The organism is Serratia sp. NA_112.1 (assembly GCF_052691715.1).
In genome coordinates, this window is the sequence record NZ_JBQZFO010000005.1 from 23,963 (window position 1) to 44,571 (window position 20,609).

The window sequence follows — 20,609 nt, forward strand, 5'->3', positions numbered from 1 at the left end:
CAGAGCGCCCTAAACAGTAATTATTGCGAGGTTTTCGTATCCTGGCTGGTGCCGGTCTGAGCCGCGTCACCGTTGTCATCGCCGTTGCCAAGGCGAGTATAAACAATTTTCTGCGTGTCGTTTTCGCAGTGGCCAACGACCAGACCGCCGGCCTGTTGGGCCTGATCGTTCGGTACGATATCCAGTTTGAAACCAGACTCAGGTACGCCGTTTTTGACGATTTTCTGCGAAATGTCTGCCTTCACGCTTTCGCATGAGGCCAGGGCGGCCAACGGCGCAGTGGCCATCAGCAGTGCCCCCAAGATAAACGCTTTTTTCATCCATTCGTCCTTATTTGTAAATGAGCTTCCTTTGTCAGGATAGCAGCAACGGTGGCGAAGAGTCACGGCCACCGACTTGCTGCGACCAGATTAAGGATTAATCTGACGACCGGTCTGGCGATCCAGACATTTACGGGTGTTGGGTTCCCAATAAGCGTTAACGTTCAGGCTATCATCGCAGCGCTCTTCGCTGTCAATCGCCTTGTCTACTTTGTCGAACTCTTTCTCCACGCGGGTGTTAACCTTATTACGCAGGGATTTGGTATCGTTAAACTGCTGTTTGCTCTGACGCGCCGCTTCGGTGCTCATGGCACCGCTGTTGCTGCCATCGACGGTAACGCAAGTGCTGCCCTGAGTGCAGCTGGCGGCCAGCACCGGAGCCTGCCAGGCCCCCATCAGCATCAGCATGGCGACCGGCAGCATCCCGCGCAGCAGTCGTTGAGTCGAAAGTGTTTTCATCGTTTCATCCTTATGAGTTAGTGTTGCCTGATAACGGCAACACTGGCTTTGCCGCGCCCGCAGGCGTGTTAATAAATATACCATCGCGCTGTCGGACTGCACCAGTCAAGCACAGCTTTGTTTAGTTTACGGAGAGAAAATTTCCCCCATGTTAAAGACCACCCTGTTATTTTTCGCCACCGCACTGGCCGAGATCATCGGCTGTTTCTTGCCCTATTTGTGGCTGAAAAAAAGCGCCAGTGCCTGGTTACTGTTACCGGCAGCGGCCAGTCTGATGCTGTTTGTCTGGTTGTTGACGCTGCACCCGGCGGCCAGTGGGCGGGTCTACGCAGCCTATGGTGGGGTCTATGTGGCGACGGCGTTACTGTGGCTGCGGGTAGTGGACGGAGTGAAACTATCAGCGCTGGACTGGTTGGGGGCCGGTGTGGCCCTGGCGGGGATGTTGATTATCGTTTCCGGCTGGCGTGCGGCCTGAGAAACGACGGCAGGGACAGGCCCTGCCGCTCAGGATTAAGACTCGCGGTGGATATTCAACCCGGCAAAGGATTGGCTGACCGGCATGATTTCCAGCGAGTTAATGTTGACGTGGGCCGGCAGGGTTGCCACCCAGAACACCGACTCGGCGATGTCCTCCGGCGTCAGCGCATTGGCACCGTCATAGACCTTATCCACCTTGCCGTCGTCGCCCTTGAAGCGCACGTTGGAAAATTCAGTGCCGCCCACCAGGCCCGGTTCAATATCGGTCACACGGATGCGGGTACCATGCAGGTCGGCACGCAGGCCGAGGCTGAACTGTTTGACAAAGGCTTTGGTCGCACCATAAACGTTGCCACCGGCATACGGCCAGTTGGCTGCGACCGAGCCGATATTGATTACATGGCCAATATTACGTTCGATCATGTCCGGCAGCAGGGCGCGGGTCATGTTCACCAGGCCTTTGGTGTTAGTGTCGATCATGGTTTCCCAGTCGTCGGCGTTGGCCTTGTGCGCCGGCTCCAGACCCAACGCCAGCCCGGCGTTATTGACCAGTATGTCAATGTGGCGCAGTGCTGCAGGCAGCTCATCAATCACCTGCTGAATGGCCGCGCGGTTACGCACGTCGAGGCGGACGATATGCAGTGCTTCACCCAGTTCGTCTTTCAACTCTTCCAGACGTTCGATACGACGGCCGGAGGCAATCACCTGATGGCCTTCGCGGATAAAACGCCGTGTAATGGCCTCACCAAATCCGGATGTGGCACCCGTGACAAAAATGATCATGTTGCTGTTCCTCAACTGTTTTTAACCTGAATGCTACTAGCATTAGCATAATCCTACTTCAAGTGGCAGTGGTTATCGGCATCCACGCCGAAAAACCGCCATTGCTGTTGCCAGGTGGACGGTTTTTTGAACAGTTGACATGGGTGATGGCGAACTGTGGGCCGGTAGATCCGGCCCTGGAAATTGCAGTTATAACTGCGAAGGGATGTGATAGACCACGCAGTCGTATTTGGTGTTTTCGCGTCGGCCGGCCACTACACCGCCCAGAGATTCGGCGATACGTCGGCTAGGCATATTCTGTTCCGCCACCGGGTAGATAAAGTGGCGCGGATGGTAACGTTCGCTTGCCCACACCGCCATGGCGTGAACGATCTCGCGCCCATAGCCTTTGCCGTGCAGGTTCTCTTTCACCCAGATGCCCAGTTCAGGCGTGGTGTTGTACAAGTCGTGCACGCCGCCCATACCGACAAACTGTTTGGTAGCGCGCAGGCGGGCGATGTAAATCATTTCCTCACCTTCGCGTATCAGCGGCAGCCAGGTTTGCCAAACGTTGGCAAAGGCTTCCGGCGACTCCTCTGGCTCAAAGTTCATAAAGCGCGTCAAGGTAGGGGTGATCGCCTGGTAGACATCGTCGGCGTCTGCTGCGGTAAATGGGGCAATCAACAACCGGTCGGTGTTAACGCGGCACTGAGAAAGGTCACTGTGAATCATTATTATTACCTCGCTTTTCAGGCCAAAACGGCAAAAAATCCGCACCGGTGAAACGGGGCGGATCATTGATATTACGTTGATTGGCGGCAGATGCGACTTATTTCTGCAATCGTTGGGGTGAGTTTGGCAGCGTGGCGGCGGGTTTTCTCTGGCGAACCTCGCTGCCGGCATTGGCATTCAGGGTAAAGCAGTCAACCACGGCCAGCAGGGCAATCACGCCGATGACCACAAACGCCCACTGGAAATCGACCAAGGGGATGCGTTCGCCCGATTGCGGCATCAACATCTCCGCCAACCGCAGCGCCAGCGCACCAATGGCGATCCCCAACCCGCTGCCCATTTGCTGCGACACATTGAACAGGGTATTGGCACCGTTCATCTGCGGCTGCGGCACTTCGGAAAATGCCAGCGTATTGAGCGCGGTGAACTGCATGGAGCGCGTCAGCCCGCTGACGAACAGCAGCGCCAGAATCAGCCAGGTCGGAGTCTGTGGCGTCAACAGCGCACAGGCGAAAATAGTGGCGGCGTTTAACAAGCCATTGACCACCAGCGTGGTGCGAAAGCGAAAACGGTACAGCACCGCCGAAGTAAATGGCTTCATCACCAGATTCCCGGCAAATACCGCGAGTACCAGCAGCCCGGCATCGAAGGCGTTCAGGCCAAAACCGATCTGGAACAACAGCGGCAGCAGGAAGGGCACGGCACCAATGGCGATGCGGAACAGCGTGCCGCCCCAAATGGTGACGGCGTAACTTTTTATTCGCATCGCCCACAGATTGATCAGCGGGTAGTCAGTGCGTTTGGCGTGACGAACCGCCAGTGCGCCTAATGCCAGACTGCCAATAATACACAGCGCAGGCACCAGCCAGGGCAGTTGCGGGTGGTTGATCAAGTCCAGACCGAACATCAGGCCAAAGCAGGCGATGCCGGTTAGCACAAAACCGAGTGCGTCAAAAGGCACACCTTTCTGCGGCGCTTCCGGCGGGATCAGCCGCCAGGCCAACCACAAGGCGGCGATACCCAGCGGCACATTGAGAAGAAAGATCCAGTGCCATGAGGCGTAAGTGGTAATAAAACCGCCGACCGGCGGGCCGAGGATCGGGGCCACCAATCCCGGCCAGGTGATGGTAGCAATAGCTTTGATCAGATCCGGTTTGGCGGTGTTGCGTAACACCACCAGGCGACCCACCGGCACCATCAGCGCACCGCCGAAGCCTTGCAGAATACGGGCGGCAGTGAAGGTGGGCAGGTTAACGCTGGTGGCGCACAGCACCGATGCCAGGGTAAAAATCAGCACCGCGGCGGCAAAGATATTGCGGGCACCGAAGCGGTTGGCAATCCAGCCACTGGCAGGAATAAACACCGTCAGCGTCAGAATGTAAGCCGAGATACCAATGTTCATGTCCACCGGCCTCACGCCGAAGGCCGTCGCCATCTGCGGCATGGCGGTAACAATCACCGTACCGTCGAGGTTTTCCATAAAGAAGGCACCCGCCACCAGAAGCGGTAGCGCGCTGGCGCGTGAAAGCAAGCTCATGACAGAGCGCACCGGGTGGAGCAAAAACAGCAGGCAGGCATGACAGCAACCTCGTTTCAAAAATGTTAACGCTGGCAGAGTTTTGGAGCATAGCGCATCACACAGAGGTTAAAAAGAGGTTAAGGGAGTGATTATTAGCGGGCGCACTGATGGCGCCCGCTGGGGTGTTTACTGGCTTCAATTCTCATTCAGTCGTTGCCCTGTTGCGGCATCGAACAGGTGGATGGCCTCCGTGTTGGGCGCCAGCCACAGCGGCTGCCCGCTCTTGGCATTAACCCGTCCGCTGAGTTGCACATGTAGGCGGTAACCGCCCCAGGTCAGGTGCAGCAGGCTGACATCGCCGGTGATCTCCATCAGGCGCAAGGTGGCGACAGGTTGTTCGCTGACATCGACCAAATAGAAATCGTGCGGCCGCAGCCCGAGGATCACCTGGCTGCCGGGCGTCGCCAATCGCCATTTGGCCGGCAGCGGCAGCCACAATTCACCGCAGGTCACGCCGGGCCGGTCGTCGCGTGGCGTAACGATACCCTCCAACAGATTCATTGGCGGTGAGCCGATAAAACGCGCCACAAAGGTGTTGGCGGGCGCATCGTAGATCTCCAGCGGCTTGCCTTGTTGCACGATATTGCCGTCTTTCATCACCACGATCTGGTTGGCCAGCGTCATCGCTTCGATCTGGTCATGGGTAACGTACACCGTGGTGGTTTTGAACTGCTGATGAAGTGATTTAATCTCGGCGCGCAGCTCCATCCGCAACTGGGCGTCGAGGTTGGACAGCGGTTCATCGAATAAAAACACTTTCGGGTTCCGCACCATGGCACGCCCCATTGCTACTCGCTGGCGTTGGCCACCGGACAATTCTTTCGGGTAGCGTTGTAAAAGATGGTCGATTGCCAAAATGCGCGCTGCCTGCAGGACCTTGGCCTGTTGTTCGCTTTTGGCGACCTTCATCACCTGCATGTGGAACGCCATGTTTTCCGCTACCGTCAGGTGTGGGTAGAGCGCATAGCTCTGGAACACCATGGCAATATCGCGATCGGCCGGATCCAGATCGTTAATTTTTTGCTTATCCAGCAGGATAGCTCCTTCGGACAGCGTATCGAGCCCAGCCAGCAGGCGCAGCAGCGTGGACTTGCCGCAGCCGGACGGGCCAACCAGCACGGTAAAGCTGCCGTCGGGGATGGTCAGATCCAACGGATTCAGCACCCGCTGCTTGCCATAGTATTTGGCGACTTTTACCAGTTCGACACTTGCCATCAGAGCATTTCTCCGGCGCAGGTTTTCAGGGTGTTCCAGTCCAAATACTGGCGTGGCGAACTGCTGATGGCGTGGCTGGCGGCGCGAATGCCCCAGCGCAGCGCTACCGCAGCCGAATGACCGTGCAGGCAAGCGCTCAGGAAACCGGCGTTAAAACTGTCGCCGGCACCTATGGTGTCGACTACCTTGATCGGGTGTGCCGCCGCCTGCAACTGCCGTTCGCCGCACCACATGCGTGCGCCGTCCGGGCCGCATTTCACCACGCAGGCGGCGTCGGCCGGTTGTTGCCGGTTCAGAGTACGGGCGGCGGTGTACAAATCTTCATGACCTGCCATGCCACAGGTTTCCACTTCATTGAGTAACAGGATGTCGCAGAACGGCAGCCAGTCGGCGATTTGCCCACGCAGCTCATCGCTCCAGCCCTGCGGTGGCCAGCCGGTATCAACCGCAATGCGATAGCCGCGTTGGCGCAGGGTTTGCAGCAGTGCCGGGTATTCCGCCAACAGGGAAGTACACAGGAAGGTGCCGCATAGCAAAATGGTGTCACCATTACCCGCAAGCAGCGGGATTTGATGCAATACATCGTCCTGACTCAGGCGGGTGATATGGCCCTGATTGCTGAAAAAGGTGCGCTCGTTGTCGGGGTGTGTGACACCGAAGGTCAGCGAGGTTTCGCAACTGTAGGTCGGCCAGTACAGCGAGCTTTCCGGGAACAGCTGCGCCAGCCACGGGCTGAAATAGTCGTTGCCCTGATTGGCCACCAGCCGGTAAGGGGTTTCCAGCGCCGCCAGTGCCAGCGCGCAGTTACCGGCCGAACCGCCGGGACGCAGTTCGCTGTGATCCAGCATCGCCTCGGTGCCTTTTTGCGGCCACTGCTGCAAAGTACTCATGATCACATCGACGTTGATATTACCCACCACGTACAGCGTGGGCCGGGTGTTGGTGCTCATCATGTTAATTTCCCTGAATAAAATTAGCCTTTACTGCCGCCGCTGGTTAAGCCGCTAACCAGCGTTTTTTGCAGCCAGATGGCAATGAAAAGTGGTGGAATGGCGGCCAGGATGCCGACGGCGGCGATCAACCCGTCATCGGTGGCGCGCCCGGCGGTGAAACCGGCGATGGTCACCGGCAGCGTCTGCGCCTGAATATTGCTGGTGAACAGCAGCGCGTAGAAAAATTCGTCCCAGGCCAGCAGCCAGCCAAACAGCGCAGAAGCGCCCAGTGCCGGTTTGGCCAAGGGCAGGGTAATGCGCAGCAGCACCTGCCACTGACGCAGTCCGTCCAGCCGCGCGGCCTGTTCAATATCTATCGGCAGGGCATCGAACTGGTTTTTCAGCATCCAGGTGAGGAACGGCAGGATCAGCGAGCAGTAGACCAGTACCAGACCGATATGGGTGTTCAGCAGCGCCAAGTGCTGCAAAATAAAGTACAGCGGCAGCACAAAGGCCACCGGGGGCACCATATAAATCGCCAGGCTGGCGAACAACCAACCGTCACGCCCCGGATAACGCGAGAAGCTGAATGCCGCCGGGATCGCCAACAACAGTGAAATCAGAGTAGCGCCGCAGGCCACCAGCAGGCTGTTGAACAGCGCATGCAAGAACAATGTCCCCGGCTGGCCGGGCTGCAGTGACAACAGGCTGCCGTAGCGCGAAAAGTCCCAATGGTGCGGCAACCATTCCAGCGGCACGCGGGTCAGATCGGCCGAGGAACTGACGCTCATCAGAAACAGCCATAGCATTGGCGCCAGGATCGACACAGCCAGCAGCAGCGCGGCACTGTAACGCAATATCAGGCGGATTTTACGCTTCATCGGCGAGGCTCCTTCTGCGCTGGCGGAACAGCATCAGCATGTACAACGCGATCAACAGGCCGCATAGCAAGGTCATCAACACCGCATAGGCTGCGCCGCTGCCGGCCCGCAGATAGCTGAACGACTCTTGGTAAACGAAGAAGCTGAGGGTCTTGGTACTGTCCATCGGCCCGCCGCGCGTCATCACGTAAATGATGTCGAACACCTTGAAGGCATCAATGGTTCGCAGCACCAGCGCCACCGCCAGCGGGGCCAGAATGGCGGGCAGGGTGATGGCCCGGAAGCGTCGCCAGGCAGAGGCACCGTCCAGTCGCGCGGCTTCGTACAAATCGTCCGGGATTGATTGCAACGCCGCCAGCGTCAGCAGGGTAATCAGCGGGTAGTTTTTCCAAATATCCGCCAGCATCACTGCGTTAAGCGCCGAGGCAGGGTCGCCCAGCCAGCTGCGGTAGTGGTCAATCACCCCAAGCTGGGTTAACAGCGCGTTGATGCTGCCGTAATCCGGGTTGAAGTTCAGCCGCCACATCGTAGCGTTGACGATGGTGGGAAGCGCCCAGGGCAAAATAACCAATACCCGCAGAACATTACGGCCGTGGAACTTTTGGTTAAGCAGCAGCGCCACCAGTACGCCGATCACCCCTTCGAACGCCACCGAAACCAGGGTGAAATACAGCGTGCGCCCCAGTGCGGCCTGGAAATCCGGGTCGGTCAGCGCGTAGAAAAAGTTATCCGTACCGACCCAGGCCGGCGTAACGCCGTCGCTCACCAGCGCCGCATCGGTAAAGCTCAGCCACAGGGTCCGAGCCAGCGGCCAGGCGGTTAACAGCAGCATCATCAGCAGCATGGGTGCCAGCAGCACCCATGCCTGACGCCGCTCACGTTGAAGTAAAGTGAGCATTGTCATCGCTTAACGCAGCCGCGCAGCGCTTTGGGTTGCCGCATCCAGCCCGGCCTGCGGCGTCACCTTGCCCTGGAGAATTTGCTGCAAGTCCTGTTGCAAACCGTTGGACAAACGAGAGTAATCGGCAGTTTCAGGGCGCGAGAGCATCACGTTCAACGACTGTTTGGCGGCGGCAATCAACGGCTCCTGACCCTTCTGCACCGATGGGTCATCGTAAGACGACTTCCAGATCGGCAGGCTCAGTTTGGCGTATTTGTCCTGCACCGGCTGTGAGGTTATATAGCTGATGTATTGCCAGGCCTGATCGGGGTGGGCGCTGGCCTTGGCGATACCAAGCCCCATCGAACCGTTAACCGCAGCGACCTGACCTGCCACCGATCCCGGAGCTGGCACGATCCCGACGTCACCGGCCACTTTGCTTTGTTTGGGATCGTTGGCCATGTTGTACATATAGGTCCAGTTAAGCGCGAAGGCCGCGTCACCGTTGGAAAACGCTTTGCGCACATCCTCTTCCAGATACTCGCGGGAGTTTGGATTGGTCAGCCCCTTGTCCAGTGACGCTTTCATATAGTCGACGGCCTGCAGTGAACCGGGGCTGGAGAAGGTAATTTTCCCCTGTTGGATAAACTGGCCCTTATAGGCGGACACCAGGGTGGTGTAGTCGCAAACCAGTGCCTCGGCCTGTGACCAGCTCCACACCAGCGGATATTTGACCAGGTTCTTCTGCTTGATAATTTCTGCCTGCTGCGCCAGTTCCTGCCAGGTTTTCGGCGGAGCGGCAATCCCGGCCTTGGCCAGCATGGCTTTGTTGTAATACAGGTATTTGGTGTCGAGGATCCACGGCATGCCCCAACGTTTGTCCTTATAGGTGACGGTGGTCATGGCTCCGGCAAAGATATTGGCGCTGTCGTCGGCGCTGATGCGCGAGGTCACGTCCTGCAAAAGGCCGAACTTGGTGAATTCCGCCGGCCAGATGGCGTCGAACAGCACCACATCGTAGCCGTTGCTGCCGGCACCGCGTGCCGCGACGATTTTATCGTGCAGCGCTTCATAAGGAACGAACTCCAGGTTAACGCTGATGTCCGGGTGCTGTTTGTTAAAATCGGCGGTCATGGCACGGATATCATTTTCGCTGTACGCCGCCTGGGTCATAAACAACGCGTTGATTTGCGTCGGGGCGGCATAGGCAAATGACAGGCTAAGCGCCAGGAGCGACAGGGTACAGACTGCCGTAGCGGCAAGGGTATGGCTTTTCATTGTGCGTTCTCCGGTGTTAAAAAGATTCTTAAATCAATTTGATTGCTTTATTGGAGGGCACCATACTGCAAAGACGATTTCCCTTTCTGCATAGGCAGTTATGACGACTTCCGGCACTAACCTTGAACATGCTCGTGCACACAACCGGCGCGTAGTGATAGAGGCTATCCGCCTGCACGGTGAACTGACCCGTGCCGAAATTGCCCGGCTGACCTCACTGACGCCGCAAACCGTTTCAAACATTGCAACAGAACTGGAACAGGCCGGTATTCTCTCCTCGCACCTGCCGCGTCGTGCCGGCGGGCGAGGTCAACCGGCCACGCCGTTGACCCTGAATCCAGATAGCGCGTATTCCATCGGTATCCATCTGGATCACCAGTCACTGCTGATCATCGTGGTTGATCTCTCAGGCAGCGTTCGTTTCCACCGGCTGATTATGGTGCAAAAGCCGCAACCTGCTGCTACCTTGAAACTGATTTGTGATGTACTGCAAGAAATGCGCCAGCAGCCGGATCTGAGCTGGAGAAAAATGCTGGGCATCGGCGTAGTGATGCCGGGGCCGTTTGGCGTGGAAGGGATCTCATCGGTCGGGCCGACCACGCTTAACGGTTGGGAAGATATCGATGTGGTGGCTGAGCTTAACGCGCAAAGTGGCCTGCCGGTCACGCTGGAGAACGATGCCACCGTGGCCGCTATCGGCGAGCGTTTGCACGGCGTGGCCAGGCAGCTTAATTCGTTTATTTATTTGTATCTCGGTACCGGGCTTGGAGCCGGGATTTTTACCGATGGCCGAATTTATACCGGCCATGCGCACAATGCTGGTGAAGTCGGCCACATGATTGTGCAACCGGACGGACGGGCCTGCTACTGCGGCAACCAGGGGTGCCTGGAGCGTTATGTCTCGTTGCAGGCGGCTTACGAGAGCTGTGGGCTGGATCCGATGCGCGCCATGCCGCAAGACCTGCTGACGTTACCGCAGTCGCAGATCGACACCTGGCTTGATACGGCGGTGCCGGCATTACGCCAGGCGATCAACATCATCGAGTGTATGTTCGATGCCGAGGCCGTGATTATTGGCGGGCTGATGCCGGAAAGTATCGTAGAGCAGCTGATCAAGCGCCTGGCACCATTGCACCGCTCGGTGCGCAGCAAATACCTCGATGGCCTGCGGGTTCGATTGGGGACTACCGGTGCGGATACCGCCGCATTAGGCGCGGCCGCGTTACCGCTGTTTGATGAATTTAACCCGCGTTATGAAGTGTTATTGAAGTAATAAATTTCATTCCCCCGATTTGTATTCTTGCCCGCTATTGGTGCAGGCTCACAATTAACGCAATATAAGCAAACGGTTGCTATTTAAAAGCAACCGTTTGCTTATTTGCTGCTTATTTTTCTTGAATAAGATTATTGTGAGATTGGTTTTTATATTTTTGTTTTAAAAAGAAAATGACCAATAAAAAACCAACTGGCACGCTGCTTGCTATTCTTAAATTAATACCTGCGAACGATAAAAGACCGCCAGGGTTCCTCGGGCTGAATTAACTCAGCCGGGGGCTGTGCGCTGGCCGGTAGAGAAGGAAAGCAAAATGAGCCTGTCATTCACCACGGCTATCCGTGGCCATTTTTTCGATATTGCTGCCTGCGTCGATCAACCGCAGCAGTTGGAGCAGCAATTGCGACAGATTCCTGACGGATTGCTGCTGCTCGATGAAGGCCGCATTGTCTGGTTTGGCCCTTGGCAGCAGGGGGAACCGTGGTTGCCACCGGATTTTGAGGTTACCCACTATCCAGACAAGCTGATCGTGCCGGGCTTTATCGATACCCATATTCACTATCCGCAAACCGAAATGATCGGTGCCTACGGCGATCGGCTACTGGCATGGCTGAAGCATTACACCTTCCCGACGGAAAGCCAATTCTGCTGCGAGCAGCACTCCGGTAAGATGTCGGCGTTCTTTTTGCAGCAACTGTTAAGCAACGGCACCACCACGGCGCTGGTGTTCGGCACCGTACATCCGCAGTCGGTTGAAGCACTGTTCGCTCAGGCGGCAGCGCTGAATATGCGACTGATTGCTGGCAAGGTGATGATGGACCGCAACGCGCCGGACGAACTGTTGGAAACCCCAGAGCAGAGCTACCGCCAAACCCGCGAACTGATCGATCGCTGGCATGGCAGGAAGCGGCTCAGCTATGCCATCACGCCGCGCTTTGCGCCCACCTGCACCCCGGCGCTGTTGACTCAGGTACAAAGGTTGCGTGAAGAGTTTCCGGATACCTATCTGCACACCCACCTGAGCGAGAACCTAGAAGAAGTCGCCTGGGTGAAAGAGCTGTTCCCGGACAACCGCAGTTACCTGGATGTCTACCACCAATATGGATTGACCGGAGAGAGAAGCGTGTTTGCTCACTGCCTGCATCTGGAAGAGCAAGAGTGGGATTGCCTGCACCACTCCGGTTCGGCCATCGCTTTTTGCCCGACCTCCAACCTTTTCCTTGGCAGCGGTCTGTTCAATCTGCAAAAGGCCTGGCACAAGCAGGTCAAGCTGGGCATTGGGACCGACGTTGGCGCAGGTACTACTTTCAACATGCTGCAAACGCTGGGTGAGGCCTACAAGGTCGCTCAACTGCAACGCTATCAGCTTTCGGCCTGCGAAGCCTTCTACCACGCCACATTGGGTGGGGCGCGGGCGCTGTCGCTGGATGACAAAATCGGTAATTTCGCGGTCGGCAAAGAGGCGGATTTTGTGGTGCTGGATCCGGCGGTATCGCCGTTACAGAAACTGCGCCATGAAAACAGCCGTGAGCTGGCGGAGCAACTGTTTGTGCTGATGACGCTGGGTGATGACCGCAACGTTTACCGAACTTACGTCGACGGCAAAGTGGTGTATCGACCGGCTACGCAGCAGGAGGCCGCATGATCCAGTTCCTGCTTAATCAAACGCTGAAAAATGAAAGTGCGCTCGACCCCAATACCACGGTGCTTAATTATCTGCGCCGCGAGCTTGGTCGCTGTGGCACCAAAGAAGGCTGCGCTTCTGGTGATTGTGGCGCCTGCACCGTGGTGCTGGCAGAGCCGGATGGCGACCAGTTGCGCTATCGCAGTGTTAATGCCTGTCTGACGTTTGTCAGCGCGCTGCATGGCAAGCAGTTGATCAGCGTAGAGGACCTGAAACAGCAGGGGGAATTGCACAGCGTACAGCAGGCGGTGGTCGACTGCCACGGCTCGCAGTGCGGTTTTTGCACTCCGGGCTTCGTGATGTCGATGTTTTGCCTGCAAAAGAACGTCGAAAGCTATCATCGCGAACAGGCACAGCAGGCACTGGCCGGTAATCTGTGCCGCTGTACCGGCTACCGGCCGATTTTGGCAGCGGCGCAGCAGGCGTGCGACAGCAAAATGCCAGACAGTTTCGACCACCATCAACAGCAAACGCTCCAACGCCTGCTGGCAATACCTGCCGCCACCCCGTTAGCGGCGGCGGGCAAACGCTGTCTGTTGCCACAGACCCTGGAGGAACTGGCGGCGCTTTATCAACAGTATCCGCAGGCCAGACTGTTGGCCGGGGGAACAGATTTGGCACTGGAAGTCACTCAGCGCCATCAGGATTTACCCTTGATGATCGCTATTGGCCAGATTGAGGCATTAAAGCAGGTGAGCCGGCAAGGCGACCGTCTGATCATGGGGGCCGGTGTCATATTGAGCGATCTTTATCCGCTGCTGGCCAATTACCACCCGGCCTTTGGCGAATTACTGGCGCGTTTTGCTTCGCAGCAGATCCGCAATCAGGGCACGCTGGGGGGCAATATCGCCAATGCCTCGCCGATTGGTGACGCAGCGCCGCTGTTGCTGGCGTTGGATGCGTGCCTGATGCTGCGTTGTGGTGCCGTGCGGCGTGAACTGCCGCTAAGCGACTTCTTCCTGGACTATCGCCAGACCGCGCTGCAGCCGGGGGAGTTTATTGAAAACATCGTGCTGCCGGCCCAGGCACCGGCGGATTTCCGTGCCTGGAAAGTCTCCAAGCGGCTGGAAGATGATATTTCTGCGGTGTGTGGTGCTTTCAACCTGACCCTCGAACAAGGGACGATCCGCGATGCCCGCTTGGCTTTTGGCGGCATGGCCGCGACGCCTAAACGCGCAAAGCTGTGTGAACAGCTATTGGTAGGGCGGCCGTGGCGGCGGGCGACCGTTGAGCTTGCGGTTCAGGCGTTGGCGCAGGATTTTACTCCGCTGAGTGATTTCCGTGCCAGCAGCGCTTATCGCCTGCTGGTGGCGCAGAATCTGTTGCGCCGCTATTTCATTGCGCTGACCGCGCCACAACTGGCGATCGAGGTGACCACGCATGAGTAATGGCAAACACACCGAATACACCCAGCAGCAGTTGGCCGAACGCTTTCGTCAATCGCTAACCAGCGGTGTGGGCCGTAGCCGCAAACACGAAAGCGCCGATAAGCACGTCAGCGGTGAAGCGCAATACATCGACGACCGGCTGGAGTTTCCCAACCAGTTGCACTTGGCGGCAAAACTGAGCGAGAAAGCGCATGCGCGCATCGTAAAACTTGATCTGTCCGCCTGCTACGTTTTTCCTGGTGTGGTACGGGTGATCACCTGGCAGGACGTGCCGGGTGAACTGGATATTGCGCCGTTAACCTACGGCGATCCGCTGCTGGCGAAAGACCAAGTGGAATACGTCGGGCAGGTGATTGCGGTGGTGGCTGCGGCGGATCCGGAGATCGCCTGGCGTGCCGCGCAGGCCGTCAAAGTGAGCTATCAGGAGCTGCCTGTACAGCTGGACGTCGCACAATCGCTGCGGGAAGGCTTCGTGGTGCAGGAAGCGCACTACCATCGACGCGGCGACGCCGACGGCGCACTGGCGAAGGCGTTGCACCGCATTCAGGGCGAGCTGCACGTCGGTGGCCAGGAGCATTTTTATCTGGAGACCCAGATTGCCTCGGTGCTACCGGCCGAGGACGGCGGTATGCTGGTGTATTCATCGACCCAGAACCCCACCGAGATTCAAAAGCTGGTGGCCTCGGTGCTTAATTTGCCGATGCACAAGGTAACTATCGACACGCGGCGCATGGGCGGTGGCTTTGGTGGCAAAGAGACTCAGGCCGCCGGCCCGGCGTGCCTGTGTGCGGTGGTGGCGCATCTTACCGGACGACCGGTCAAAATGCGGCTTAACCGCCGCGACGATATGCTGATCACCGGCAAACGCCATCCGTTTTATATTGAGTATGACGTCGGTTTTGATGACCAGGGGCTGTTGAATGGGGTGAAAATCAGCCTGGCCGGTAACTGTGGCTACTCGCTCGATCTGTCCGGTTCGATTGTCGATCGCGCCATGTTTCACGCCGATAATGCCTATTTCCTGCAAGATGTCTTGATAACCGGCCACCGCTGTAAAACCCATATCGCTTCCAACACCGCTTATCGTGGCTTTGGCGGGCCGCAGGGCATGATGGCGATCGAGCAGATAATGGACCATATCGCGCGTTATCTGGCGCTCGATCCGCTGGCGGTGCGCAAGACCAATTATTACGGCAAGGAGCAACGCAACGTCACCCATTACCATCAGCCGGTGGAGCAGAACCTGCTGCAGGAAATGACCGCCGAATTGGAACACAGCGCGGATTATCCGGCTCGGCGCGAGGCTGTCCGCCGTTTCAACGCCGAGAACCCGATTCTGAAGAAAGGGCTGGCGCTGACACCGGTGAAATTCGGCATCTCCTTTACCGCCGGCTTCCTCAACCAGGCCGGCGCGCTGGTGCTGGTTTACACCGACGGCAGCATTCAGCTCAACCACGGCGGCACCGAGATGGGCCAGGGGCTGAACACCAAGGTGGCGCAGATAGTCGCCGAAGTGTTCCAGGTGGATATTGAACGCATTCAGATCACCGCCACCGATACCGGCAAGGTGCCGAACACGTCACCGACGGCGGCGTCATCCGGCACCGATTTGAACGGCAAGGCGGCGGAGAATGCAGCGCTAATCATTAAACAACGGCTGATCGACATGCTTTCCAAACAGCACCAGGTCCGCGCCGATCAAATTGTCTTCAGTAACGGCCAGGTCAGGGTGGGTGAGCGCTATTTCAGCTTCGAACAGGTGGTTGAACAGGCCTATTTCAACCAAATTTCACTCGCCAGTACCGGTTACTACCGCACACCGAAGATCTTTTACGATCGCGACAAGGCCAGCGGTCATCCGTTCTATTATTTCGCTTATGGTGCAGCCTGCGCAGAAGTGTTGATCGACACCCTGACCGGTGAGTACAAACTGCTGCGCGCCGATATTCTGCATGACGTGGGCGATTCGCTGAACCCGGCAATCGACATCGGCCAGGTAGAGGGCGGTTTTGTGCAGGGCATGGGCTGGCTGACCTGCGAAGAACTGGTGTGGGATGAACAGGGGAAGCTGCTGACCAACGGCCCGGCCAGCTACAAAATCCCGGCGATTGGCGATGTGCCTGCCGATCTGCGTGTCACGTTGTTGGAGAACCGCAAAAACCCGGAAGATACGGTGTTCCATTCCAAAGCGGTGGGCGAGCCGCCGTTTATGCTGGGGATTTCGGTTTGGTGCGCGATCAAGGATGCGGTCGCCAGCCTGGCGGACTACCGTTTGCAGCCCAATATCGATGCACCGGCCACGCCGGAGCGGGTGCTGTGGGGCGTACAGCAGATGCTATCAAGTGACATTGTCACTGAAGTGGCGGGGGAGAACGACGATGGACGAGTGGATTGAGGCACTTGCCGACTTGCGACGGCGCGGAGAGCCCTGCGTACTGGTGACGCTGGTGGATGAGTTGGGCTCCACGCCGCGCAATCGTGGCACCAAAATGTTGGTGACTGTCGAACGGGCAGTTAACACCATTGGCGGCGGTCACCTGGAGTTCCAGGCGCTGGCGATTGCGCGTGAGATGTTGCAACAGGGTAGCGCCACGCTGCGGTTGGAGCGTTTCCCGCTGGCGGCGCGGTTGGGCCAGTGCTGTGGCGGTACTACCAGCGTGCTGTTCGAATCCTTGATCCCGCCACGCCCGGAAATTGCCCTGTTTGGTGCCGGGCATGTGGGCCGTGCGCTGGTGAATATCCTCGCTACGCTGCCGTGCCGGGTACGTTGGGTCGATGGGCGTGCGGCGGAGTTCCCTGCGGCGATGCCGCCGGGCGTGCGGCAAGAGATTTGCGATGAGCCGCTGGAGATCGTCGATGCGATGCCGCCGGGCAGTTATTTCATCGTCATGACCCACGACCACGCGCTGGATCTGGTGCTGGCGGAACGGATTTTGCGCCGTGGCGATGCCGGTTACTTCGGCCTGATCGGCTCGCTGACCAAGCGCAAACGTTTTGAATATAAACTCGGCCAGCGCGGCATCAGCGAAGCGGCGATCGCCGCCATGCGCTGCCCGCTGGGTTTGCCGGACGTGAAAGGCAAACTGCCTGCGGAGATCGCGGTAGCGGTGGCCGGGGAGATCATTGCCTGTTATGGCGGCTAATCTTATCTATGAGTTGCACTAAGTCTGGTTAATCACTTGTTTTTGCTCAAACTGCCAACTGCGCCTAAGCTAGGATGTGACTCAAGGGGAGATGAGCTCTCCGCGACATTATTCTGTGGACATGGAGGAGTTTCGATTTGATGCGTTTATCTACATTGGTGCTGGCGATCGGCATGGCGCTGGGCACGCAGGCACAGGCAGCAGAAACCAACTCGCACGCGAGTCATAGCGCGTTGCCAAGCGGCCAGGCTAAGGAGGCTAACGTGACCGGTGAAGCCAACCAGCACGAGAACAAAAAGAACGAGAACCCATTCTTCTATCAGAGCCGTCTGCCATTCCAGGCGCCGCCGTTCAATCTGATCAAAGAAAGCGACTACGCCCCGGCGATCGACGCCGGCATCAAGCAAAAGCTGGAGGAGGTGGAGAAGATCGCCAATAACCCGGCCAAGCCTGATTTTAAAAATACCTTTGTGGCCATGGAACAAAGCGGCGCGTTGCTGTCGCGAGTGATGAACGTCTTTGGCGCCATGACCTCGGCCAATACCAGCGACGGGTTGCAAAAACTTGATGAGCAAAGCTCGCCGAAACTGGCGGCGCTGGATGACGCCATCATGCTCAACAGCAAGCTGTTTGCCCGTATCAAGGCGGTTTATCAACAGCGCGATGCGTTAAAACTGGATGCGGAATCTCGCCGACTGGTAGAAGTGACCTATAAGAACTTTGAGCTGGCGGGGGCCAATCTGTCCGACGCCGATAAAACCAAACTCAAGGCCCTGAACCAGGAAGCGGCAACGCTGAGCACCCAGTTCTCCAACAAACTGTTGGCGGCGACCAAAGATGGCGCACTGGCGATCGCTGACAAAGGCAAGCTGGACGGCCTGTCGGAAAGTGAGCTGGCGGCGGCGGCCCAGGCGGCCAGTGAGCGCAAGCTGGACAAACAGTGGCTGCTGGTGCTGCAAAATACCACCCAGCAACCCGAATTGCAGAGTCTGAAAGACCGCGAAACTCGCAAAGCGCTGTTTGATGCCTCGTGGAACCGTGCAGAAAAGGGCGACGCTAACGACACCCGCCAGACCATTGCTCGCTTGGCCAAAATTCGCGCCGAGCAGGCCAGGTTGCTCGGCTTCCCGAACTACGCCGCTTGGAAGCTACAAAACCAGATGGCCAAAACCCCGGATGCGGCGCTGAGCTTTATGCGCAATATCGTTCCGGCGGCCACCGCGCGCGCCGAACGCGAAGCCAAAGACATTCAGGGGGTGATTGATCAACAGAAAGGCGGTTTCAAGGTTGAGGCCTGGGACTGGCAGTTCTACGCCGAACAGGTGCGCAAAGCCAAATACGATTTGGATGAATCGCAGATAAAACCTTACTTTGAGCTGGATAACGTGCTGAACAACGGCGTGTTTTATGCCGCCAACCTGCTGTATGGCATCAGTTTTAAAGAGCGCAAGGACATCCCGGTCTACCAACCGGACGTTCGCGTGTATGAAGTCTTCGATAAAGACGGCAAATCGTTGGCGCTGTTCTATACCGACTTCTTTAAACGCGACAACAAGGGCGGTGGTGCCTGGATGAGCAACTTTGTCGAACAATCGAAGCTGAAAGGCACCAAGCCGGTGATTTACAACGTCGCCAACTTCACCAAACCGGCAGCGGGCCAGCCTGCGCTGTTGTCATACGACGACGTGATCACCATGTTCCACGAATTTGGTCATGCGTTGCACGGCATGTTTGCCGATCAGGAGTATCCAAGTCTGTCCGGCACCAATACCGCACGCGACTTTGTTGAGTTCCCCTCGCAGTTCAACGAACACTGGGCCAGCGATCCGAAAGTCTTTGCCCACTTCGCCAGGCATTACAAAACCGGTGAAGCCATGCCGCAGGCACTGGTCGACAAAATCAAAAAAGCCGACAAGTTCAACAAAGGTTATGACATGACCGAGCTGCTGTCTGCCGCGCTGTTGGATATGCACTGGCATATGTTGAGCGCCGACCAGCCGCAGCAGGACGTGGACAAGTTCGAGGCCGAATCGCTGATGAAGGACAAGATCGACCTCAGCTATGTACCGCCGCGCTATCGCTCCAGCTACTTCAAGCATATCTGGGGTAACGGCTATGCTGCCGGTTACTATGCCTACCTGTGGACCGAAATGCTGGCGGATGACGCCTTCCAGTGGTTTACCGAACATGGCGGCCTGACGGCGGAGAACGGCCAGCGCTTCCGCGACATGGTGCTGTCGCGTGGCAACAGCCAGGATCTGGAAAAACTGTACGTCGACTGGCGTGGCAAAGCACCAAGCATTGAACCGATGCTGATTAACCGCGGCCTCAAAGACCAGTAATAGGCTACGGTGTTAACTGCAATGGCAAGGGGCGTAAGAAATTACGCCTCTTTTTGAGTGTTTGACGGCAAAGCCTGGCCTTGCCGCAGAAGAAGGGAAGAGTCAGGCCAGCGGCCCGCCCATAATGGTTTCTTTCATGCCGGAGAGAATTCGCTCGCCGGTTTCACTTTTCAGTTCTTCGTACCAGCCATGGGTGATCGCCATCTCTTTACCGTGGGTGACATCACAGCGCTTGCGCGCCTTCAGCACCAAATCCTTCACCCGGTGGCTGCGTTTTTCCTGATAGCGCAACAGCGCGTCTTCAATGCCGAGCGAGTTGGTTTGTAAGGCAATCGCCAGCACTACCGCGTCCTCCATCGCCGCACAGCCGCCCTGGCCAATATCTGGCGTGGTGCTGTGCCCGGCATCGCCCAGTAATGCCACGCGCCCGCGCACCAGCTGTTCAAAAGGTTCGATATCATGGATCTCAATGCGGTTGATGGTTTCGGGATCGAGTGCGGCAATCAGTTTTTGCACCGGTTCGGCCCAGCCGGCAAAGTAACGTTGCAGATCGGCACGGGCGCTGTTGCGGTCTTCCGCCAGCCCGGTGGGCAGCGGGACATCGAAGAAATAGTAGAAACGGTTATCGGAAACCGGCATCAACGACACCCGCTTGCCTTCACCCACAAAGGTGGTCCACTGGTCGGCGGGGGCGATGGACTCGTCAATGGTTACTAGCCCGTTCCAGTTGACGTAACCGGCGTAGCGGCGATCTACCCCATGGCCCAGCACATAAGGGCGAATGGCGGAATGAGTGCCGTCGGCGGCGATCAGAAAATCACCGCTGGCCTGGCTGCCATCTGCAAACCAGGCGGTCACGCCTTGCGGCGTTTCTTCAATGCCGCTGACGCGTTTGCCAAAGCGCACCTGGTCGCGGCCATAGGTGTCCAGCAACATCGCCTGTAGCTCGGCACGGGCCACCGGGTAAGGCCGCTCGCCGACGCTGGCAATCAGCGGATCCAGGCTAAAGCGGGTCAGTGTCTGGCCGTGCAGGTATTCCTGATAGGCCATGTAGTTCATTGGGCCGCCAAGCGCGCGCAGCGGTTCTTTCATCCCCAGATAATTAATACATTTTACGCCGTTGGGCCAGATGGAAATCGCGGCCCCGACCGGTTTGATTGTTTTGACCGCTTCAAAAACCTCGGTGTCGATACCGACCCGCTGCAATGCGATGGCGCTACACAGACCGCCGATACCCCCACCAATAATAATTGCTTTCATCTGC

Annotated in this window: 18 protein-coding genes; 7 read left to right on the top strand and 11 right to left on the bottom strand. The window is 57.5% G+C overall.

Annotated elements, in window-relative coordinates:
* Positions 1-20: 20 nt before the first annotated feature.
* Positions 21-320 carry a DUF1161 domain-containing protein gene (locus tag ACUTQ5_RS12410; protein WP_445651492.1) on the bottom strand — a complete coding sequence of 100 codons (300 nt, stop codon included), beginning with the start codon at positions 318-320 and terminating at the stop codon, positions 21-23.
* Positions 321-410: 90 nt separating this feature from the next.
* Entirely contained in the window at positions 411-779 is a 369-nt protein-coding gene (locus ACUTQ5_RS12415) for a DUF1283 family protein (RefSeq protein ID WP_445651493.1), read from the bottom strand.
* A 148-nt stretch (positions 780-927) separates the two neighbouring features.
* Here ACUTQ5_RS12415 and ACUTQ5_RS12420 point away from each other — a divergent pair, with 148 nt between their 5' ends.
* Positions 928-1,254, top strand: a complete 327-nt coding sequence (locus ACUTQ5_RS12420) for a YnfA family protein (protein WP_012145017.1) — start codon at positions 928-930, stop codon at positions 1,252-1,254.
* A 35-nt stretch (positions 1,255-1,289) separates the two neighbouring features.
* Here ACUTQ5_RS12420 and ydfG read toward each other — a convergent pair whose 3' ends face one another.
* From ydfG to ACUTQ5_RS12460, 8 genes are all read right to left on the bottom strand, one after another.
* The gene (gene ydfG, locus ACUTQ5_RS12425; RefSeq protein WP_445651494.1) at positions 1,290-2,039 is read right to left on the bottom strand and encodes a bifunctional NADP-dependent 3-hydroxy acid dehydrogenase/3-hydroxypropionate dehydrogenase YdfG; all 750 of its coding nucleotides are present in this window, start codon (positions 2,037-2,039) and stop codon (positions 1,290-1,292) included.
* 189 nt (positions 2,040-2,228) lie between these two features.
* Complete coding sequence (locus ACUTQ5_RS12430) at positions 2,229-2,750, bottom strand: GNAT family N-acetyltransferase (RefSeq protein ID WP_445651495.1); 522 nt, start codon at positions 2,748-2,750, stop codon at positions 2,229-2,231.
* Between the two features lie 97 nt (positions 2,751-2,847).
* Positions 2,848-4,287 (bottom strand): MFS transporter, encoded by a 1,440-nt coding sequence (locus ACUTQ5_RS12435; RefSeq protein WP_445651496.1) that lies wholly within the window; start codon positions 4,285-4,287, stop codon positions 2,848-2,850.
* A 177-nt stretch (positions 4,288-4,464) separates the two neighbouring features.
* Entirely contained in the window at positions 4,465-5,544 is a 1,080-nt protein-coding gene (locus ACUTQ5_RS12440) for an ABC transporter ATP-binding protein (protein WP_445651497.1), read from the bottom strand.
* Entirely contained in the window at positions 5,544-6,497 is a 954-nt protein-coding gene (locus ACUTQ5_RS12445; protein ID WP_445651498.1) for a carbohydrate kinase family protein, read from the bottom strand. Before ACUTQ5_RS12445 ends, ACUTQ5_RS12440 begins: the two co-directional genes overlap by 1 nt.
* Positions 6,498-6,517: 20 nt before the next feature.
* Positions 6,518-7,357, bottom strand: coding sequence for a carbohydrate ABC transporter permease (locus tag ACUTQ5_RS12450; protein ID WP_445651499.1), 840 nt, complete (start codon positions 7,355-7,357; stop codon positions 6,518-6,520).
* Positions 7,347-8,255 carry a carbohydrate ABC transporter permease gene (locus ACUTQ5_RS12455; protein ID WP_445651500.1) on the bottom strand — a complete coding sequence of 303 codons (909 nt, stop codon included), beginning with the start codon at positions 8,253-8,255 and terminating at the stop codon, positions 7,347-7,349. The genes ACUTQ5_RS12450 and ACUTQ5_RS12455 overlap by 11 nt, the downstream gene beginning before the upstream one ends.
* 9 nt (positions 8,256-8,264) lie before the next feature.
* On the bottom strand, positions 8,265-9,515 hold the full coding sequence (locus ACUTQ5_RS12460; RefSeq protein ID WP_445651501.1) for an extracellular solute-binding protein: 1,251 nt from the start codon (positions 9,513-9,515) through the stop codon (positions 8,265-8,267).
* A 100-nt stretch (positions 9,516-9,615) separates the two neighbouring features.
* Here ACUTQ5_RS12460 and ACUTQ5_RS12465 point away from each other — a divergent pair, with 100 nt between their 5' ends.
* From ACUTQ5_RS12465 to dcp, 6 genes are all read left to right on the top strand, one after another.
* Positions 9,616-10,788 carry an ROK family transcriptional regulator gene (locus ACUTQ5_RS12465; RefSeq protein ID WP_445651502.1) on the top strand — a complete coding sequence of 391 codons (1,173 nt, stop codon included), beginning with the start codon at positions 9,616-9,618 and terminating at the stop codon, positions 10,786-10,788.
* Positions 10,789-11,101: 313 nt separating this feature from the next.
* Positions 11,102-12,433, top strand: a complete 1,332-nt coding sequence (gene guaD / locus ACUTQ5_RS12470) for a guanine deaminase (RefSeq protein WP_445651503.1) — start codon at positions 11,102-11,104, stop codon at positions 12,431-12,433.
* Positions 12,430-13,860, top strand: a complete 1,431-nt coding sequence (gene xdhA, locus ACUTQ5_RS12475) for a xanthine dehydrogenase small subunit (protein WP_445651504.1) — start codon at positions 12,430-12,432, stop codon at positions 13,858-13,860. Before guaD ends, xdhA begins: the two co-directional genes overlap by 4 nt.
* Positions 13,853-16,255 (top strand): xanthine dehydrogenase molybdopterin binding subunit, encoded by a 2,403-nt coding sequence (xdhB, locus tag ACUTQ5_RS12480; protein WP_445651505.1) that lies wholly within the window; start codon positions 13,853-13,855, stop codon positions 16,253-16,255. Before xdhA ends, xdhB begins: the two co-directional genes overlap by 8 nt.
* A complete protein-coding gene (gene xdhC / locus ACUTQ5_RS12485) occupies positions 16,239-17,003 on the top strand; it encodes a xanthine dehydrogenase accessory protein XdhC (protein WP_445651506.1) in 765 nt (254 codons plus the stop codon). The genes xdhB and xdhC overlap by 17 nt, the downstream gene beginning before the upstream one ends.
* A 140-nt stretch (positions 17,004-17,143) precedes the next feature.
* Positions 17,144-19,345: a peptidyl-dipeptidase Dcp gene (gene dcp / locus ACUTQ5_RS12490; RefSeq protein WP_445651507.1), complete on the top strand. Its 2,202-nt coding sequence runs from the start codon at positions 17,144-17,146 to the stop codon at positions 19,343-19,345.
* Positions 19,346-19,447: 102 nt separating this feature from the next.
* On the opposite strand, the gene hpxO is transcribed toward dcp, so the two are convergent.
* Complete coding sequence (hpxO, locus tag ACUTQ5_RS12495) at positions 19,448-20,605, bottom strand: FAD-dependent urate hydroxylase HpxO (RefSeq protein ID WP_445651508.1); 1,158 nt, start codon at positions 20,603-20,605, stop codon at positions 19,448-19,450.
* Between the last annotated feature and the right edge of the window lie 4 nt (positions 20,606-20,609).